The organism is Sodalis sp. RH22, assembly GCF_047324165.1.
In the GTDB taxonomy this organism is placed as follows: Bacteria; Pseudomonadota; Gammaproteobacteria; order Enterobacterales; family Enterobacteriaceae; genus Acerihabitans.
In genome coordinates this window covers 5,008,652-5,024,029 of record NZ_CP178731.1, presented here as the reverse complement: position 1 = coordinate 5,024,029, position 15,378 = coordinate 5,008,652, and the positions used below count along the sequence as shown (strand labels likewise).

The 15,378-nt window shown below is 53.9% G+C and carries 13 protein-coding genes; 5 read left to right on the top strand and 8 right to left on the bottom strand.

Annotation, left to right across the window (positions count from 1 at the left end; genetic code table 11):
• Window positions 1-30: 30 nt before the first annotated feature.
• The 3 genes from glnD (at window position 31) to ACL2XN_RS22815 (ending at window position 4,133) form a co-directional block, all read left to right on the top strand.
• Window positions 31-2,709: a bifunctional uridylyltransferase/uridylyl-removing protein GlnD gene (gene glnD / locus ACL2XN_RS22825; RefSeq protein WP_410013712.1), complete on the top strand. Its 2,679-nt coding sequence runs from the start codon at window positions 31-33 to the stop codon at window positions 2,707-2,709.
• 76 nt (window positions 2,710-2,785) lie between these two features.
• A complete protein-coding gene (gene dapD, locus ACL2XN_RS22820) occupies window positions 2,786-3,610 on the top strand; it encodes a 2,3,4,5-tetrahydropyridine-2,6-dicarboxylate N-succinyltransferase (protein ID WP_410013711.1) in 825 nt (274 codons plus the stop codon).
• A gap of 130 nt (window positions 3,611-3,740) precedes the next feature.
• On the top strand, window positions 3,741-4,133 hold the full coding sequence (locus tag ACL2XN_RS22815; RefSeq protein ID WP_410013710.1) for a DUF3461 family protein: 393 nt from the start codon (window positions 3,741-3,743) through the stop codon (window positions 4,131-4,133).
• 822 nt (window positions 4,134-4,955) lie between these two features.
• Here the strand turns inward: ACL2XN_RS22815 and ACL2XN_RS22810 are convergent.
• The 8 genes from ACL2XN_RS22810 to syd all read right to left on the bottom strand — a co-directional run bounded on the left by ACL2XN_RS22810 (window position 4,956) and on the right by syd (window position 12,875).
• Window positions 4,956-5,408 carry a flavodoxin gene (locus ACL2XN_RS22810; RefSeq protein WP_410013709.1) on the bottom strand — a complete coding sequence of 151 codons (453 nt, stop codon included), beginning with the start codon at window positions 5,406-5,408 and terminating at the stop codon, window positions 4,956-4,958.
• A 14-nt stretch (window positions 5,409-5,422) separates the two neighbouring features.
• The gene (gene truC, locus ACL2XN_RS22805; protein ID WP_413729533.1) at window positions 5,423-6,214 is read right to left on the bottom strand and encodes a tRNA pseudouridine(65) synthase TruC; all 792 of its coding nucleotides are present in this window, start codon (window positions 6,212-6,214) and stop codon (window positions 5,423-5,425) included.
• A complete protein-coding gene (locus ACL2XN_RS22800; protein WP_410013707.1) occupies window positions 6,207-6,563 on the bottom strand; it encodes a YqcC family protein in 357 nt (118 codons plus the stop codon). Before ACL2XN_RS22800 ends, truC begins: the two co-directional genes overlap by 8 nt.
• Window positions 6,564-6,921: 358 nt before the next feature.
• Entirely contained in the window at window positions 6,922-9,582 is a 2,661-nt protein-coding gene (locus tag ACL2XN_RS22795; protein WP_413729532.1) for an ankyrin repeat domain-containing protein, read from the bottom strand.
• Window positions 9,583-10,104: 522 nt separating this feature from the next.
• Entirely contained in the window at window positions 10,105-10,302 is a 198-nt protein-coding gene (locus ACL2XN_RS22790; RefSeq protein WP_410013705.1) for a group II intron maturase-specific domain-containing protein, read from the bottom strand.
• Between the two features lie 123 nt (window positions 10,303-10,425).
• Window positions 10,426-10,785 (bottom strand): hypothetical protein, encoded by a 360-nt coding sequence (locus ACL2XN_RS22785; RefSeq protein WP_413729531.1) that lies wholly within the window; start codon window positions 10,783-10,785, stop codon window positions 10,426-10,428.
• Between the two features lie 99 nt (window positions 10,786-10,884).
• Window positions 10,885-11,229 (bottom strand): hypothetical protein, encoded by a 345-nt coding sequence (locus tag ACL2XN_RS22780; protein ID WP_410013704.1) that lies wholly within the window; start codon window positions 11,227-11,229, stop codon window positions 10,885-10,887.
• Window positions 11,230-12,326: 1,097 nt separating this feature from the next.
• On the bottom strand, window positions 12,327-12,875 hold the full coding sequence (gene syd / locus ACL2XN_RS22775) for a SecY-interacting protein (RefSeq protein ID WP_410013703.1): 549 nt from the start codon (window positions 12,873-12,875) through the stop codon (window positions 12,327-12,329).
• Window positions 12,876-12,948: 73 nt separating this feature from the next.
• Between syd and queF the strand changes: the two genes are divergently transcribed.
• Complete coding sequence (gene queF / locus ACL2XN_RS22770) at window positions 12,949-13,797, top strand: NADPH-dependent 7-cyano-7-deazaguanine reductase QueF (RefSeq protein ID WP_410013702.1); 849 nt, start codon at window positions 12,949-12,951, stop codon at window positions 13,795-13,797.
• Window positions 13,798-13,971: 174 nt separating this feature from the next.
• On the top strand, window positions 13,972-15,336 hold the full coding sequence (gene ppnN, locus ACL2XN_RS22765) for a nucleotide 5'-monophosphate nucleosidase PpnN (RefSeq protein ID WP_410013701.1): 1,365 nt from the start codon (window positions 13,972-13,974) through the stop codon (window positions 15,334-15,336).
• Window positions 15,337-15,378 lie beyond the last annotated feature (42 nt).

The following is a 15,378-nucleotide window of genomic DNA, read 5'->3' as shown; positions in this document are numbered from 1 at the left end:
CGGACCTACCGGCTTTACCATGGGTCTCCTATGCCGGATAAAATCCTGCTGTACGCCGACAAGCCCGCCGCCACCGCCGTCCTGCCGGCCAAGCCCGCCTCGCCGCTGACCTGGCCGGACGACGCCTTGAACCGCACTTTTCTCAAAAGCCGGCTGGATGATTTCCAGACCTGGCTGGCCGAGGCGTTTAACGCCGGGGTGTCGGCGGAGACGCTGATCGACGCGCGGGCGCTGTATATCGATCAGCTGCTGCGCCAGCTGTGGCGGTTGTACGGCTTCGGCGCGGCGCCGGAAACGGCGCTGGTGGCGGTAGGCGGCTATGGCCGCGCGGAGCTGCATCCCTTATCGGATATCGACGTGCTGGTGCTGAGCCAGGATCCGCTTTCGGCCACGCAGGCCCATGCCGTCAGCGAGTTGCTGACGCTGCTGTGGGATTTAAAACTGGAAGTCGGCCATAGCGTGCGCACCCTGGAGCAATGCCTGCAGGAAGGGCTGGCGGACCTGACCGTCGCCACCAATTTGATCGAGTCGCGGCTGATCTGCGGCGATGTGGCGTTATTCCTGAAATTGCAAAAGAGCATTTTCAGCGAGGAATTCTGGCCTTCCCGTGAATTTTTCCCGGCCAAGCTGGCGGAGCAGGAAGAGCGGCACCAGCGCTACCACGGCACCAGCTATAACCTGGAGCCGGATATCAAAAGCAGCCCGGGCGGCCTGCGGGATATCCATACCCTGCTTTGGGTGGCCCATCGTCATTTCGGCGCCACGTCGCTGGATGAAATGGTCGGCTTCGGTTTTCTTACCCAGGCCGAGCGCGATGAACTTATCGAATGCCAGAGTTTTCTCTGGCGCATCCGTTTCGCGCTGCACCTGGTGCTGAACCGGTACGATAACCGGCTGCTGTTCGACCGCCAGCAAAGCGTGGCGCAAATCCTGCACTACGGCGGCGAGGGCAATCTGCCGGTCGAACGGATGATGAAGGATTTTTTCCGCGTCACCCGCCGCATCGGCGAGCTGAACCAGATGCTGCTGCAGCTGTTCGACGAGGCCATCCTGGCCCTGGGGCCGGACGATAAACCCCAGCCGCTGGACGCCGACTTCCAGCTGCGCGGCAGCCTTATCGACCTGCGCGACGAAACGCTGTTCGCGCGCGAGCCGGAAGCCATACTGCGCATGTTCTACCAGATGGTGGTGCACCAGAAGATCACCGGCATCTATTCCGCCACGCTGCGCCAGCTGCGCTACGCCCGCCGTCATCTGGCCGAACCCTTGTGCAACAACCCCAAGGCGCGGCAGTTGTTCCTGGCCATCCTGCGCCATCCCGGCGCGGTGCGGCACGCCTTGCTGCCCATGCACCGTCATAGCGTGCTTTGGGCTTATATGCCGCAGTGGAGCAATATCGTCGGGCAGATGCAGTTCGACCTGTTCCATGCCTATACGGTGGATGAGCACACCATCCGCGTCTTGATGAAGCTTGAAAGTTTCGCCGACGAAAAAGTGCGTCCGCAGCATCCGTTATGCGTCGAGCTGTTCCCGCGCCTGGCGCACCAGCATCTGCTGCTGCTGGCGGCGCTGTTCCATGATATCGCCAAGGGGCGCGGCGGCGATCATTCCCAGTTGGGGGCGAAAGACGCGCTGGAATTTGCCGAGCTGCACGGCCTGCACGCCCGCGAAGCCCAACTGGTCTCCTGGCTGGTGCGTTATCATCTGGTCATGTCGGTCACGGCGCAACGGCGGGATATCCAGGATCCGGACGTACTGCGGGAATTCGCCGCCGAGGTGCAAACCGAAAACCGGCTGCATTACCTGCTGTGCCTGACGGTGGCGGATATCTGCGCCACCAATGAAACCCTCTGGAACAGCTGGAAGCAGAGCCTGCTGCGCGAGCTGTTTTTCGCCACCGAAAAACTCCTGCGCCGCGGTATGCAAAGCGCGCCGGATATGCGCGCCCGGATCCGCCACCACCGGATGCAGGCGCTGTCGCTGCTGCGAATGGAGAACATCGACGAAGAAGCGCTGCACGCCATTTGGAGCCGTTGCCGCGCGGATTATTTTCTGCGCCACTCGCCGAATCAGCTGGCGTGGCACGCCCGCCATCTGCTGCGCCACCGGTCCAATGAGCCGCTGGTACTGATAAGCCCGCAGGCCACCCGCGGCGGCACCGAAATTTTCATCTGGAACCAGGACCGTCCCTATTTGTTCGCCGCCGTGACCGGCGAGCTGGACCGGCGCAACCTGAGCGTGCATGACGCGCAGATCTTTACCAACCGCGACGGCATGGCCATGGATACCTTTGTGGTATTGGAGCCGGACGGCAGCCCCCTGGCGCCGGATCGCCATCAGGTTATCGGCCAGGCGCTGCTGCAAACGCTGCAGCCGGGCAAGTATCAGCATCCGCGCGTGCGCCGTCCTTCGCCGAAGCTGCGGCATTTTAATGTCGCCACCTCGGTGGTGTTCCTGCCGACCCATTCCGACAGGCGCAGCTATCTGGAACTGACGGCATTGGATCAGCCGGGCCTGCTGGCCCGCGTCAGCGAGGTGTTCGTCGATATGGGCGTGTCGCTGCACGGCGCCAGGATTTCCACCATCGGCGAACGGGTTGAGGACTTATTTATCCTGGCGGGCAGCGATCGGCGCGCATTAAGTCCGGAAATACAGCAGGAACTGGAACGGCGCTTGACAGAGGCGCTCAATCCAAACGATAAAATATGATACAACGGGTGCGTGCGCGGACGGCAGGTCCGCTGCGCCCATTTATCCATTTGACAAGAGACGGGACTGAGACAGGATGCAGCAATTACAACAGATCATTGAAAACGCCTTCGAGCGCCGCGCGGACATTACGCCGGCCACGGCCGACAGCGTCACCATCGACGCCGTCCAGCGCGTTATCAGCCAATTGGACAGCGGCGCACTGCGCGTGGCGGAAAAAATCAACGGCGAATGGATCACTCATCAATGGCTGAAAAAAGCGGTATTGCTGTCTTTTCGCATCAGCGATAACCAGGTTATGGAAGGGGCGGAAACGCGCTACTTCGATAAAGTGCCGATGAAATTCGCCCAATACGACGCCGCCCGTTTCCAGCGCGAAGGTTTTCGCGTCGTGCCCCCCGCCAGCGTGCGCCAGGGCGCGTTTATCGCCCGCAATACCGTGCTGATGCCTTCGTATGTGAATATCGGCGCCTACGTGGATGAAGGCACCATGGTGGATACCTGGGCGACGGTGGGGTCGTGCGCGCAGATTGGCAAGAACGTTCATCTCTCGGGTGGCGTCGGTATCGGCGGCGTGCTGGAGCCGCTACAGGCCAATCCCACTATTATCGAGGATAACTGTTTTATCGGCGCCCGTTCGGAAGTGGTGGAAGGCGTGATAGTCGAGGAGGGTTCGGTGATCTCCATGGGCGTGTTTATCGGCCAGAGCACCAAGATTTATGACCGTGAGACCGGCGAGGTGCACTATGGTCGCGTGCCGGCCGGTTCGGTGGTGGTTTCCGGCAATTTGCCCTCAAAGGACGGGAGTTATAGTTTGTATTGCGCGGTTATCGTCAAGAAAGTCGACGCCAAGACCCGCGGCAAGGTCGGTATCAATGAGCTGTTGCGTACGATAGACTAATATCTTTAGTGGCGAAAGCGTTAACCGCCCGGATATCTGGCTGCAATCTTAGCCGTTAATCACATTTTATGGCGCCCGCGGGCGTCATAATCATCCCGGAACCCCGGCATTACATACCAGAGGTAGCGCTATGTACGATAATCTTAAAAGCCTTGGCGTTAATCATCCGGACGATATCGACAGATACAGCCTGCGTCAGGAAGCCAATAACGATATTTTGAAAATTTATTTTCGGCGGGATAAAGGCGAATTTTTTGCCAAGAGCGTTAAATTTAAATATCCGCGCCAGCGTAAAACCGTGGTTTCCGATAACGTCGCCGAGGGCTATCGCGAAATTAACGAAATCAGCCCTAACCTGCGTTATGTGATTGACGAGCTGGATCAGCTTTGTCTGCGCGATCAGACCGAGGTGGATTTGAAACATAAGATTTTGGAAGATCTGCGCCATCTGGACAGCGTGGTGTCCAATAAGATCGCCGAGATCGAGGCCGATCTGGAAAAGCTGACCCGCAATAAGCCATAATCCCGCCGGCACGTCCGCCCTTCAACACGTTTGTGTTGAGTTCGGCGTTGGCGGGCCTAGCATGCCATGGGGCCTCGGTCGGGCGGGAAAAGCACGCCCGATTCGACCCCATTGGCACGCTCTCCCTTGAACACGTCTGCGTTAAGTTCGGCGTTGGCGGGCATACCGCGCCATGGGGCCTCGGTCGGGCGGGAACACCACGCCCGATTCGACCCCATCGGCACGCTCTCCCTTGAACACGTTTGCGTTGAGTTCGGCGTTGGCGGGCATACCGTGCCATGGGGCCTCGGTCGGGCGGGAACACCACGCCCGATTCGACCCCATCGGCACGCTCTCCCTTGAACACGTCTGCGTTGAGTTCGGCGTTGGCGGGCATACCGTGCCATGGGGCGCTCGGTCGGGCGGGAACACCACGCCCGATTCGACCCCATCGGCACGCTCTCCCTTGAACACGTCTGCGTTGAGTTCGGCGTTGGCGGGCATACCGTGCCATGGGGCGCTCGGTCGGGCGGGAACACCACGCCCGATTCGACCCCATTGGCACTCCCTCCCTTGAACACGGCTGCGTTGAGATCAGTGTTGGCGGGCCTGGCATGCCATGGGGCGCTCGGTCGGGCGGGAACACCACGCCCGATTCGACCCCATTGGCACGCTTTCCCTTGAACACGACTGCGTTGAGATCAGTGTTGGCGGGCCTGGCATGCCATGGGGCCTCGGTCGGGCGGGAAAAGCACGCCCGATTCGACCCCATTGGCACGCTCTCCCTTGAACACGTCTGCGTTGAGTTCGGCGTTGGCGGGTATAGCGCGCCGGGGCTTGACGTTAACTTTTGATCAGTTCGGCCCATTTTTTGACCCAGGGGCCGGAGATCACCTCCGGTTCAGGGTGCGCCAGCGCATCGATTTCCAACAGCTCACCCACCCTGACCGCGCCCTGCTCCTGCAACAGCGCGTCAAAGGTATGCCCGGCGCCGCAGAAATTGTCATAGCTGCTGTCGCCCAGGGCAATCAGGCCATACCGCAGTTCCGGCTGGTAGCCGACATGATCCTTTACCGCCTGGAACAGCGGCGCGATGGAGTCCGGGAAATTGCCCTGCCCGGTGGTGGAGGTCACGATCAGCACATGATGTTGCCGATAATATTGCCAGGACTCCAGCGTGCCCTCGTCAAATAATTTTACCTCGTGGCCCGCCTCGGCCAGGAGGGTTTCCGCTTCTTCGGCGACCAATAAGGCATTACCGTAGACTGTCCCGACAAAAATACCCACTTGGGCCATGCTTTGACTCCCTTTCATTCCGTCAGCGTAGAAGATGCCATATCCTGACCCGATGCCCCGGGAAACTCAACCCTTTCATAGTCAGGGATAATACCGGTCCAGCCGAACCGTACCATCAGATCCTGCCAGGTCTGGTCCCAGCCGGCGTTGATTTTTAACGGTTTCCCGGTGACCGGATGGGTTAACTCCAGGCAGCTGGCGTGCAGCATTAACCGCGCGCAGTCAAAGGTGCGGGCAAATCCGCGATTCTGGCGTAAATCACCGTGGGTGGAATCGCCGATCAAGGGATGGTGCAAATGGGACATATGGCGGCGCAGCTGATGTTTGCGCCCGGTTTGCGGCAGCAGTTCCATCAGGCTGTAGCGGGACGTGGGATAGCGGCCGATAGCCACCGGCATTTCTACCTGCGCCAGCGTCCGGTAATGGCTTATCGCCTGCTGCGGCGCCTTGTCCGGCTGGGCGAATTTGTCGGCTATCTTGTCCAGTTCCTGGGTCAGGGCATAATCGATCACGCCGTCGCCTTCCATATAACCGCGCGCCACCGCATGGTAGGTTTTCCTGATCCCGTGCTGTTCGAACTGTTCGGATAAGCTGCGCGCCACGTCACTGGACAGCGCCAGCAACAGCACGCCGGACGTGGGGCGGTCCAGGCGATGGACGGTAAAGACATGCTGTCCCAGCATGTCGCGCACCGTTTGCATCACGACTATTTTTTCCTTGCGGTCCAGCCAGCTGCGGTGTACCAACCACCCTGCCGGCTTATTGACCGCCACGATATATTCGTCCTGGTAACAGATCTCAATCATGCTGAATTTTCGGCGCCTGCGTAGGGGGATCCTGGGGGGAATCGATATTAAGTAAGTCGTCCAGCCGCTGTAGCTGGGTAAGCAATCCGGCGGCGTGCGCAAACGCTTCCTCAAAATAGGGCGTGATGGCGAAGCGCCGCGGTAGTGCCGCCTGCTGATCGAGCAAGGCGTGCATACGCGGCAGCAGGATCCACTGCAGCCACTCTTCGGGGCGCATGGTATCGATACAAAACGGCTCCCGGCTTTCAAACGCCTCGCGCGCCGGCGGCTGCGGCTGCCATATTGACAATGAACGCATCGCCTGCTCAACGGCAAACAGCCGCTGGCGAACCTGTTGGTGGAAATCCATCGTATGCTCCCCGTAAAGGACTGCTGCGCCTGATCTGACAAAGCGGCAAAGCATAGCACTTAACTTTGTCCGGTACTAATTATGACATATAAAGTTAGCCTGATAATTACAGCTGCTGGCACCGGCGACCGCGACCGTCTGTAACAATGCGTGGAATAGCCCGAACGCTAAGCGAGGAGATAATCCTGAAAGGCGATACCAGGCGCCATTCAGGATTTTTAAGCATCTTACCCCTCTTAACTTGCGCCCAGCGGGCACGGTTTGATTACCTGCATCCGCTTTTAACCGTCTCGGCTTTGCCCGTATCGCAACCCTATCCTTCTCTATCGGGCTACATATTCATTTGGCAATATTATTGTCAAAATCCAGCTTCATTACATTTTTTGTGCAAAAAATCAATCATTTGCGTATCACCCGTCAGACTGGCGATATACAGAGCCGTTTTCCCGGTTAATTGTGTCGAATCAATTAAAGAGTGATCTTGTTTAACGTAGTTTTCAACCTGATCGAACCGTCCACTTTCCACTGCCAGGAAAAAAGCCGTTTTCAAAGGTAAAGCAGTTTCATCGGTATTGGACTTAATCTTCTCGAACAATTTAACAACGATACTACCCAAATCATTACTAGCAGCCATCATTAACGCATTTACGCCTGATGCATCTTCTAAATTGAAATTGATTTTTTTCTCATTTAACAAAAGTTCTATTATCTCGGTTGCTCCCACTTCAATTGCATATAATAACGATGTTTTGCCGGTATCTGTTTGCATATTCAAATTTAGCTTACCGCTATCAATAAACATCTTGAAAATTTTAATGTCATTCGCTTCGATCGCTATGAATTGAGCTGGAAATGAAGGTCTTTCGGCGCCCAAACTTATCATTTCATTCACATCAAAATTGTTTTTTAAAAGAAATTCAATTATATCGTAACGTTTTTGGGTTAGAGCCATCAAAATACCCATTGGAACTCCATCTTGATCTTTTGAATAAAAATCTGGTTTGTAATCAACAATCAACTTCACTAAATCTAAATCGTCCATATAAATTGAATTTACCAAAGCATCCCACCCATCTCTATCCTTAAAATGAACAGAGGCGTTATTCTCAAGTAAAATTTTAGCCATGTCATAATATTTAGCTGCAATGGCAATTAATAAAGCGGTTTTTCCATTTAGATCGGCATGATTGATATTAGCGCCATGGCTGAGTAATAATTTAACCATTTCTAAATTATTGCTGGCGACCGCGAAGGTCAACGGAGCATTTCCCTTCATGTTGACATGCTCGACGTCCGCGCTCGCGCTATGTTCCAGTAAAAGTTTAGCCATATTTATATCTTCGTTCTTTATAGCTATAAACAGCGCAGTTTCCCCATTATGCTTCTGAGGCATGAGTTTGGCGCCATATTTCAGTAAAACCTGCACCACTTCGAGGCGCTTCTTATTAACGGACGCAATTAAGGCTTGATCGAGGGCAAGAACTTCATTACCTTGATCGAGATTATTTGCCAATAAAAATTCAAATATCTCAACAGAGATATTATTTTCCAGAGCGTAAAACAAGGTTGTCTTACCATGAAGATCTTTGTAATTTATGTTATAAGTTTTCTTATTATTAGTTATTAATTTCTTAACCATCTCGGTATCATTATATGTCAAGGCATACATCACGAATTTGTTCATTGACTCGGCATAATCTTTTTCATTAAAAATATTATTATTTATACAAAACAATAAAGCCTTGTAACGTTTTTCGTTATCAATATTATTGGAAAAATCCTTAATATCTATTAACCATTCGGTGTCAAAAAAATAAGAAACTTTTTCCGTTAATGTATTATCAATAGCGAAATACAAAAGTTCAGAACTTTGCTTGCCACTTATTTTATTTTGTTGTAATAATTCAAGAGTAACAAGGCTACGAATATCTGAATTTTTATCTAAAAACCAAAATATATTGGCCGCTGACATTAAACTGAAGTCGGGAGTGCTAATTTCATTTTTTAATGTAGCTTGTCCAGAATCCACAAGCGCCGTGGCCAAGGCAATATAAATACCTTCAGCATTCGGCAACAAGTGATATTGGCCGGCTATATCACCTTCCTCTACAATCGCCCAATCATTTATTTTAAGGGAAATAACCTCTGGGCTGCCAAAGATGGCGCGATATCCTTCTACAGTCAAATAACATTGAGTACCGTCGATAACATGGTTAGCTTTTTTATTACTAATATTTACAAGCTGCTCATAAATACAATCACCATATTTTTTTATTAGCGCGGGCATCTGACAGTTATTATTAATCTCTATCAATAAACGTGGAAATAGTTCACTGATTTCTTCTTTCATATGCACGCCATGGAAAGGATCGCTGTCAGAGCTTGCCAGATTCCAGTTATGTTCTTTGTTTAGCATCAATTTATAAGCATTGACATAATGTATTTCCATAGCTACGGATATAGATTGGTGATTATTACTCACAAACCAGGAAATCACATCATTCGCTATCGTGTTTTTTTCATTTTCAAGTTTTTCAACCAACCCTGCACTTTTGATTAGATTAATTTTATGGCACGTCTGTTGGATTCTAATCAGTGAACCGGAAACACAATATTCAAGATCGCTGAGCGTATTTCTAACTTCATCTACTATCGTCTCGCATATTGGTTTCTTAAGGGATTTTAATTGCAGAAGCCAATTACTAAGCTCATGATATATATTATATTTAATCGAGGGATGTATCTCACTTGGGTCTGCCAATTTTTGAATGAATATATTTATAGACTTGCTTAAATGCTTATCAAATCCCATTATATCAATTATATCATCGAAATCATTCTTCACTTGAAGAATATATTTTGTTAAAAACATTTTTTCAAAAGACTCAATTTCCCCATGGACCTCTTTTGTATAAATAATTCTTATTTCTTTCTTGAGAAAATGATTATTATTTTTACCTTCTTCCATCAGTGAAGAAAGGGTATGATTTAAATTTTGTTGTACATTATTTATGGGCATAATCAGTTCTCATTATTATAAGATGAGCGAATCAGGTTGCCAGCGTACTGTTTTTTCTAGAAAAAACACAATTATAATGGCGGGCTTTATAAACAAAACATTCACTTGTTGATGTTTGGTTGATGCCGGCGGGTAAATTCAAATAAATAGATATCTAATAGATTTAATTATATTTAATTTCTTTTAACCGGCAGGAAAATCCAGGGGGCAACGCACGGCAAAATACTTTGCGTAATAGGCGGCGCGCCATCGAGTAGGCGGCGGGATTGCTCCTACCGTCCTCTCACGGCACCGTACTCACGGTTCCGTATACGGCGCTTCATTTACAGCGCTGGAACTCACTATACAACTCCAGCAGTGTTCACAGTCCTAAGCGCTCGAACACTTTCTTCGCTAACGCGTGGTTCATATGACTGGCCCCCGCGTTCTACCAGAGACCCCGTCGGATCGACGCCGATATTCACGCCCTTTCTTCACCTAGGCCTATTTTCATCAGCATCCTTGCCCGCTTGCTCGTCCTTTTCAAGTGCCGCCACAGCAGTAACGCAGTTTACGGCGAACCCAGCCATCCATTTCGTCCAGTATCCCTTTGACTTTGGTCAGCCGGCAGTAACTTATCCACCTTCGTAGCACCGGCGCAAGCCCGCCGATCACCGTTTTCAGCGCTTTTGAACAGTCGCCTGTCGTCAGGCTGCGGATTTTATCCTTCAGCCTTGCCACGCTGCTCGCGGCTATCTTCAGTTTTACCCGTTTGTGCCACGTCAGGCTATATCCCTGGAACTTGCGCTCTCAGGGCCCGGCCATCGCGCTTTTGTTTGGAATTACCGACAGATGGAGATGCTTTTACAGGTACCGGCTTATCGAGTTCATCGCCTTTTCCCCGCTTTGCGACTGCTCACGTATTATTACAGTCATCTGCGTAACGGCGGAACCGGCGCCCCTGCGCTCCAGCTCAAGGTCAAGGCCGGTCAATCGCAGGTTGCAGAGTAACGGCGATAACGGACTGCGCTGCGACATTCCCTCCCGTCGCTTTGTCGCCACCTTACCATTGACCAGGTCCGCTTCCAGGTACCGCCTGATGGGCTTGAGCAATCTGGCATCTTTGATTTTGCGGCTTCGTCTCGACATCATGATATTGTGGTTAACCCGGTCAAAGAATTTTTCCAGATCCCTATCCACCACGCAGCGCCGACCACTTCGCACTTAGGCCTGTGCTTGACGCACTGCCTGCCATGCGTTGAGTCCCGGCCTAAAGCCGTAGCTAAACTCGGAAAACGTAGGCTCATAGTAAGGGGTAAGGTGCTATTGGATGGCCTGCTGGATCAATCGGTCCACGGCCGTGGGGATACCCAGGACTCTGACTACGCCATTAGGTTTGGGGAGCTCGACCCGACGTATCGCCCGCGGTATAAAGCTACCGTCCAGCGGGGCCGCTTTGACCGTCGGCCAAAGCCGTTTCAGCCAGTCTTTGAGTTCCCCGAGGCCCAGGGTATTTACACCCGGCGCGCATTTGTTCTCAATCACCCGCTGACGGGCCAGCACCCGGTTGCTGCGGGTTATCACCGCTTCGATTGACAACGGTTGTTCCGCTTTCGTTTGCTCAGGTTGCGCCGTGCGCATTTCAGCATCCGCGTCAGGCTCTTGCAAATACTATGCGCTTCCTCCTGTCCGGGCCGCGGTATTCTGCGCTTGTGCCTCATCAATACGCATCGAAATAACCTGTCCTGATCACGGTTGTAAATGTTCAGCCCTTCACCATGCCGGTTTTGCACCGCTACTACGGGCCTCGGCTGACTTCTGTACGTTCATTCCGTCGCCTCTCAGCGCTCGGTAGTACCATGGCAAACGTATAGCTCTCCCCGGATGATGCGCGTGACCGCCCTGCTTATACCTCTCCACTGTATGTCACAGCGTTCTGTGCAAGTATTGGGGCTTTGATGATATTTGCCTCCTTATCCCGCTGTCTCGCCTAAACCGATCCCTGTTCGTTAGGCCAGCATGTTGCCTTCAGCTGCCTTCAGATCCCACCTCGCGGTGGGCACCCTTGCCGTTCAGCTAGCACGTCCCCCTCGCCGGGTGTGCAGAGGGCTTTCACCGCCAAGTCGCCCCTTAACCACCACGGTCAAGGGACAGCGCCTGTCAAGACGCTACGCGCCATGCCCGGCGCGCCAAAGAAAAGGGGGTACTGTATCGCTACAGTACCCCCGGTTCGTTTATAGCAATCCCGCTATTGTTGTGCTCCCTGCCTTCATCCATGATAAGCGTTATATTCACGATAACTTGGCAACACTCCTTGTCGGCAATCTCCATCCGTGAAAGCCGCCTACGTTCTCCAACGTATTTCCTGCAGGCATTCCCGCCCCGCCGGTACTCCCTGACCCGCGCACATTCTCCATCCTGGAGGTGTCCCGCTCATCATCCTGAATCGTCCGGGCCTCTTCATGAAGCCATCCCTGTTGCAGCCCGTCCTGGGCCCTTCCCTAATAGGCTGGCCCAATACCAACGGCGTTTGCCGCGTCCTGAACCGAATGGTAAGATCGCTTAATCGAACCGCTTATACAAGACGATCACTGTTAATAGCGAACATTGTTTACCACCGCACTGTTAATTCTGCTAATTAATTTATTGATTAATAGCGTTTAATTCCGCTTTCCAGTGATTAAAAAAACCTGAATTAATAGCTTTGTCTTACATGAAATGTAAGAGATCTCTCACATGCATTGTTGCAAAACCCGCTCGGTTTTTCATGTAACACAGGGATCGAGGCGGGATAAAAAGTCCTGCAGCGTCGGCGCCAGCACCGTATTTTTTTTCCGGCCGACTTCTTCGAGCAGGACTTCGCCGGTCAGGTTGGATAAAGACACCAGGCTGAGCTCGGAGTCGGTGGTGGCGATAAATACGCTGGGAGGGAGCTTAAGCCGCTTTTGCATCAGCAGGTGGCCGATGAGGTTTTCCTGGATGCGCACCCCGTCCGCCGCGCTCCAGACTTGCAGCAGCTCCAGGGGTTGGCCCTGGAAAGAGGCGGCCATATCGCCGGCAAGCTGGGTGCAATAAAAATCCCAGGCCGCCGGACGCAGCTGCATGTCCATCGCCCGCTCGACGCCGGCGAGGGTCAACGCCTCTTCCGGCTGGCGCGGTTGCCAGACTACCCGGCCGTCGTCCTCGCTTACCACGCAGGGAGAAGGAACGCCATACAGCGCCTGGCTGGCGGGCCCATGGCCGGTGAGAGACTGCCAGTGGCGCAGATAACGGCGGGTGAAATCCTGTAATGACTGTGACACTTGGTAATCCATATTCTCTCTCATCTTACGACTCTCTACGTTACACTAAGCGCATTGCACTACGGAACATGCCGGATACTCTATTATGTCCTTGAATGAAGAACGCCACACCCTGGATCATTTGACGCTGGGTAAACCCACCGCCTATCGCGACCGGTACGACGCCACGCTGCTGCAGGCGGTGCCGCGCGCGCTCAATCGCGAGCCGCTGGGCATCGACGCGCGGGCGCTGCCGTTTCACGGCGCCGATATCTGGACGCTTTATGAACTGTCGTGGCTCAACGATAAGGGCCTGCCCCAGGTCGCAATGGGTGAAGTCATCCTGAACGCGCAAAGCCTTAACCTGATTGAATCCAAAAGCTTTAAGCTCTATCTTAACAGTTTCAATCAAACCCGGTTTGCCGACTGGGCCACGGTGCGGGAAATATTAACCCGCGATCTCGCCCGGTGCGCCGTGGGCGAAGTGGGCGTTACGCTGTTCAGGCTCGGCGAGCTGACAAATCAGCCGGTTGCCGATTTTACCGGCGAGTGCATCGACGAGCAGGACATCGCCATCGATGACTACGCCTTCAACGCCGATTGGCTGAAGAATGCCGCCGCGGGCGCCCAGCCGGTCAGCGAAACCCTGGTCAGCCACGTGCTGAAATCCAACTGCCTGATTACCCACCAGCCCGACTGGGGGTCCGTCCAAATCAGCTACCGGGGCCCGCGTATCGATCGCGAAGCCCTGCTGCGTTATCTGGTATCGTTTCGCCAGCATAATGAATTTCACGAGCAATGCGTGGAGCGGATTTATACCGATCTGATGCGTTTTTGCCGGCCGGAGCGCTTAGCGGTGTACGCGCGCTATACCCGGCGCGGCGGCCTGGACATCAATCCCTGGCGGAGCAATACGGATTTTGTCCCGTCAAAAAGCCGCCTGGCGCGGCAATAATGCGCGCAAGCGCGCAACTCAGAGGCATTTTGGCGCGGACCGTTGGTAAAACCGCGCCGATATTATTATGGTTAACCTGACTAGAAAACAGCGAACGCGCCGCCATCGTGCGCTCCAGCGGCCGCGTCGACTGTCTGTTTGCATTTTGTGCCGAGTCGCACACAAGGAGTTATATTGATTACGCATATCAGCCCCCTTGGCTCAATGGATTTATTGTCACAACTCGAAGTCGATATGCTCAAGCGTACCGCCAGCAGCGATCTTTACCGCTTATTCCGCAACTGTTCGCTGGCGGTGCTCAATTCCGGCAGCCAGACTGACAGCAGCAAGGAATTGCTGGCCCGCTATCAGGATTTCGATATCAACGTGCTGCGCCGCGAGCGCGGCGTCAAGCTCGAGCTGGTCAACCCGCCCGAGGAAGCCTTTGTCGACGGCCGGATTATCCGCTCGCTGCAGGCGAACCTGTTCGCGGTGCTGCGCGATATCCTGTTCGTCAACGGCCAGATTGTCAGTGCCGGCCATCATCAGCACCTGGACATGACAAACTCCGTCCATATCACCAACCTGGTGTTTTCCATCATGCGCAACGCCCGCGGCCTGCACGTGGGCGAGGCGCCGAACATGATCGTCTGCTGGGGCGGGCATTCCATCAATGAAACCGAATATCTTTATGCGCGCAATGTCGGCAGCCAACTGGGCCTGCGCGAGCTGAATATCTGCACCGGCTGCGGTCCGGGCGCCATGGAGGCGCCCATGAAAGGCGCGGCCGTGGGCCATGCCCAGCAGCGCTACAAGGAAGGGCGGTTTATCGGCATGACCGAACCCTCTATTATCGCCGCCGAGCCGCCTAACCCGCTGGTCAACGAGCTGATTATCATGCCGGATATCGAAAAACGCCTCGAAGCCTTCGTGCGTATCGGCCATGGGATCATTATCTTCCCCGGCGGCGTGGGCACTGCCGAAGAGCTGCTTTACCTGCTCGGCATCATGATGAACCCGGAGAATAAACACCAGGTGCTGCCGCTGATCCTGACCGGTCCCGGCATCAGCGCCGATTATTTCCGGGTCCTGGACGAGTTTATTGTCAGCACCCTGGGCGAGCAGGCCCGCCGGTATTACACCATCATTATCGACGATGCCGCCGAAGTGGCCCGGCGCATGAAAAAAGCGATGCCGGAAGTGAAGGAAAACCGTCGCAACACCGGCGACGCCTACAGCTTTAACTGGTCGCTGCGCATCGCGCCGGACCTGCAGCATCCGTTCGACCCGACCCATGAAAATATGGCCAACCTGAACCTGCATCGCGACCAGCCGGCCGAACAGCTGGCCTCCGCGCTGCGCCGGGCCTTTTCGGGCATCGTGTCCGGCAACGTCAAGGAAACCGGCATCCGCCTGATTGAGCAGTACGGTCCCTATAAGCTGCATGGCGACCCGGCCATCATGAAACGCATGGACGCCCTGTTGCAGGGTTTTGTCGCCCAGCACCGGATGAAGCTGCCCGGCAGCGCTTATATCCCCTGCTACGAGATTTGTATTTAATCCCGCGCCTCGCGGCCCGGCAGGGCGGCACCACGGCTTACC

What these genes read in the sequence shown, in the direction of transcription:
- queF (WP_410013702.1), top strand. Translation starts at nt 12,949, where the DNA reads ATGTCCTTGAATGAAGAACGCCACACCCTGGATCATTTGACGCTGGGT.
- ACL2XN_RS22795 (WP_413729532.1), bottom strand. Translation starts at nt 9,582, where the DNA reads ATGCCCATAAATAATGTACAACAAAATTTAAATCATACCCTTTCTTCA.
- syd (WP_410013703.1), bottom strand. Translation starts at nt 12,875, where the DNA reads ATGGATTACCAAGTGTCACAGTCATTACAGGATTTCACCCGCCGTTAT.
- glnD (WP_410013712.1), top strand. Translation starts at nt 31, where the DNA reads ATGCCGGATAAAATCCTGCTGTACGCCGACAAGCCCGCCGCCACCGCC.
- ACL2XN_RS22800 (WP_410013707.1), bottom strand. Translation starts at nt 6,563, where the DNA reads ATGGATTTCCACCAACAGGTTCGCCAGCGGCTGTTTGCCGTTGAGCAG.
- ACL2XN_RS22815 (WP_410013710.1), top strand. Translation starts at nt 3,741, where the DNA reads ATGTACGATAATCTTAAAAGCCTTGGCGTTAATCATCCGGACGATATC.
- truC (WP_413729533.1), bottom strand. Translation starts at nt 6,214, where the DNA reads ATGATTGAGATCTGTTACCAGGACGAATATATCGTGGCGGTCAATAAG.
- ACL2XN_RS22810 (WP_410013709.1), bottom strand. Translation starts at nt 5,408, where the DNA reads ATGGCCCAAGTGGGTATTTTTGTCGGGACAGTCTACGGTAATGCCTTA.
- dapD (WP_410013711.1), top strand. Translation starts at nt 2,786, where the DNA reads ATGCAGCAATTACAACAGATCATTGAAAACGCCTTCGAGCGCCGCGCG.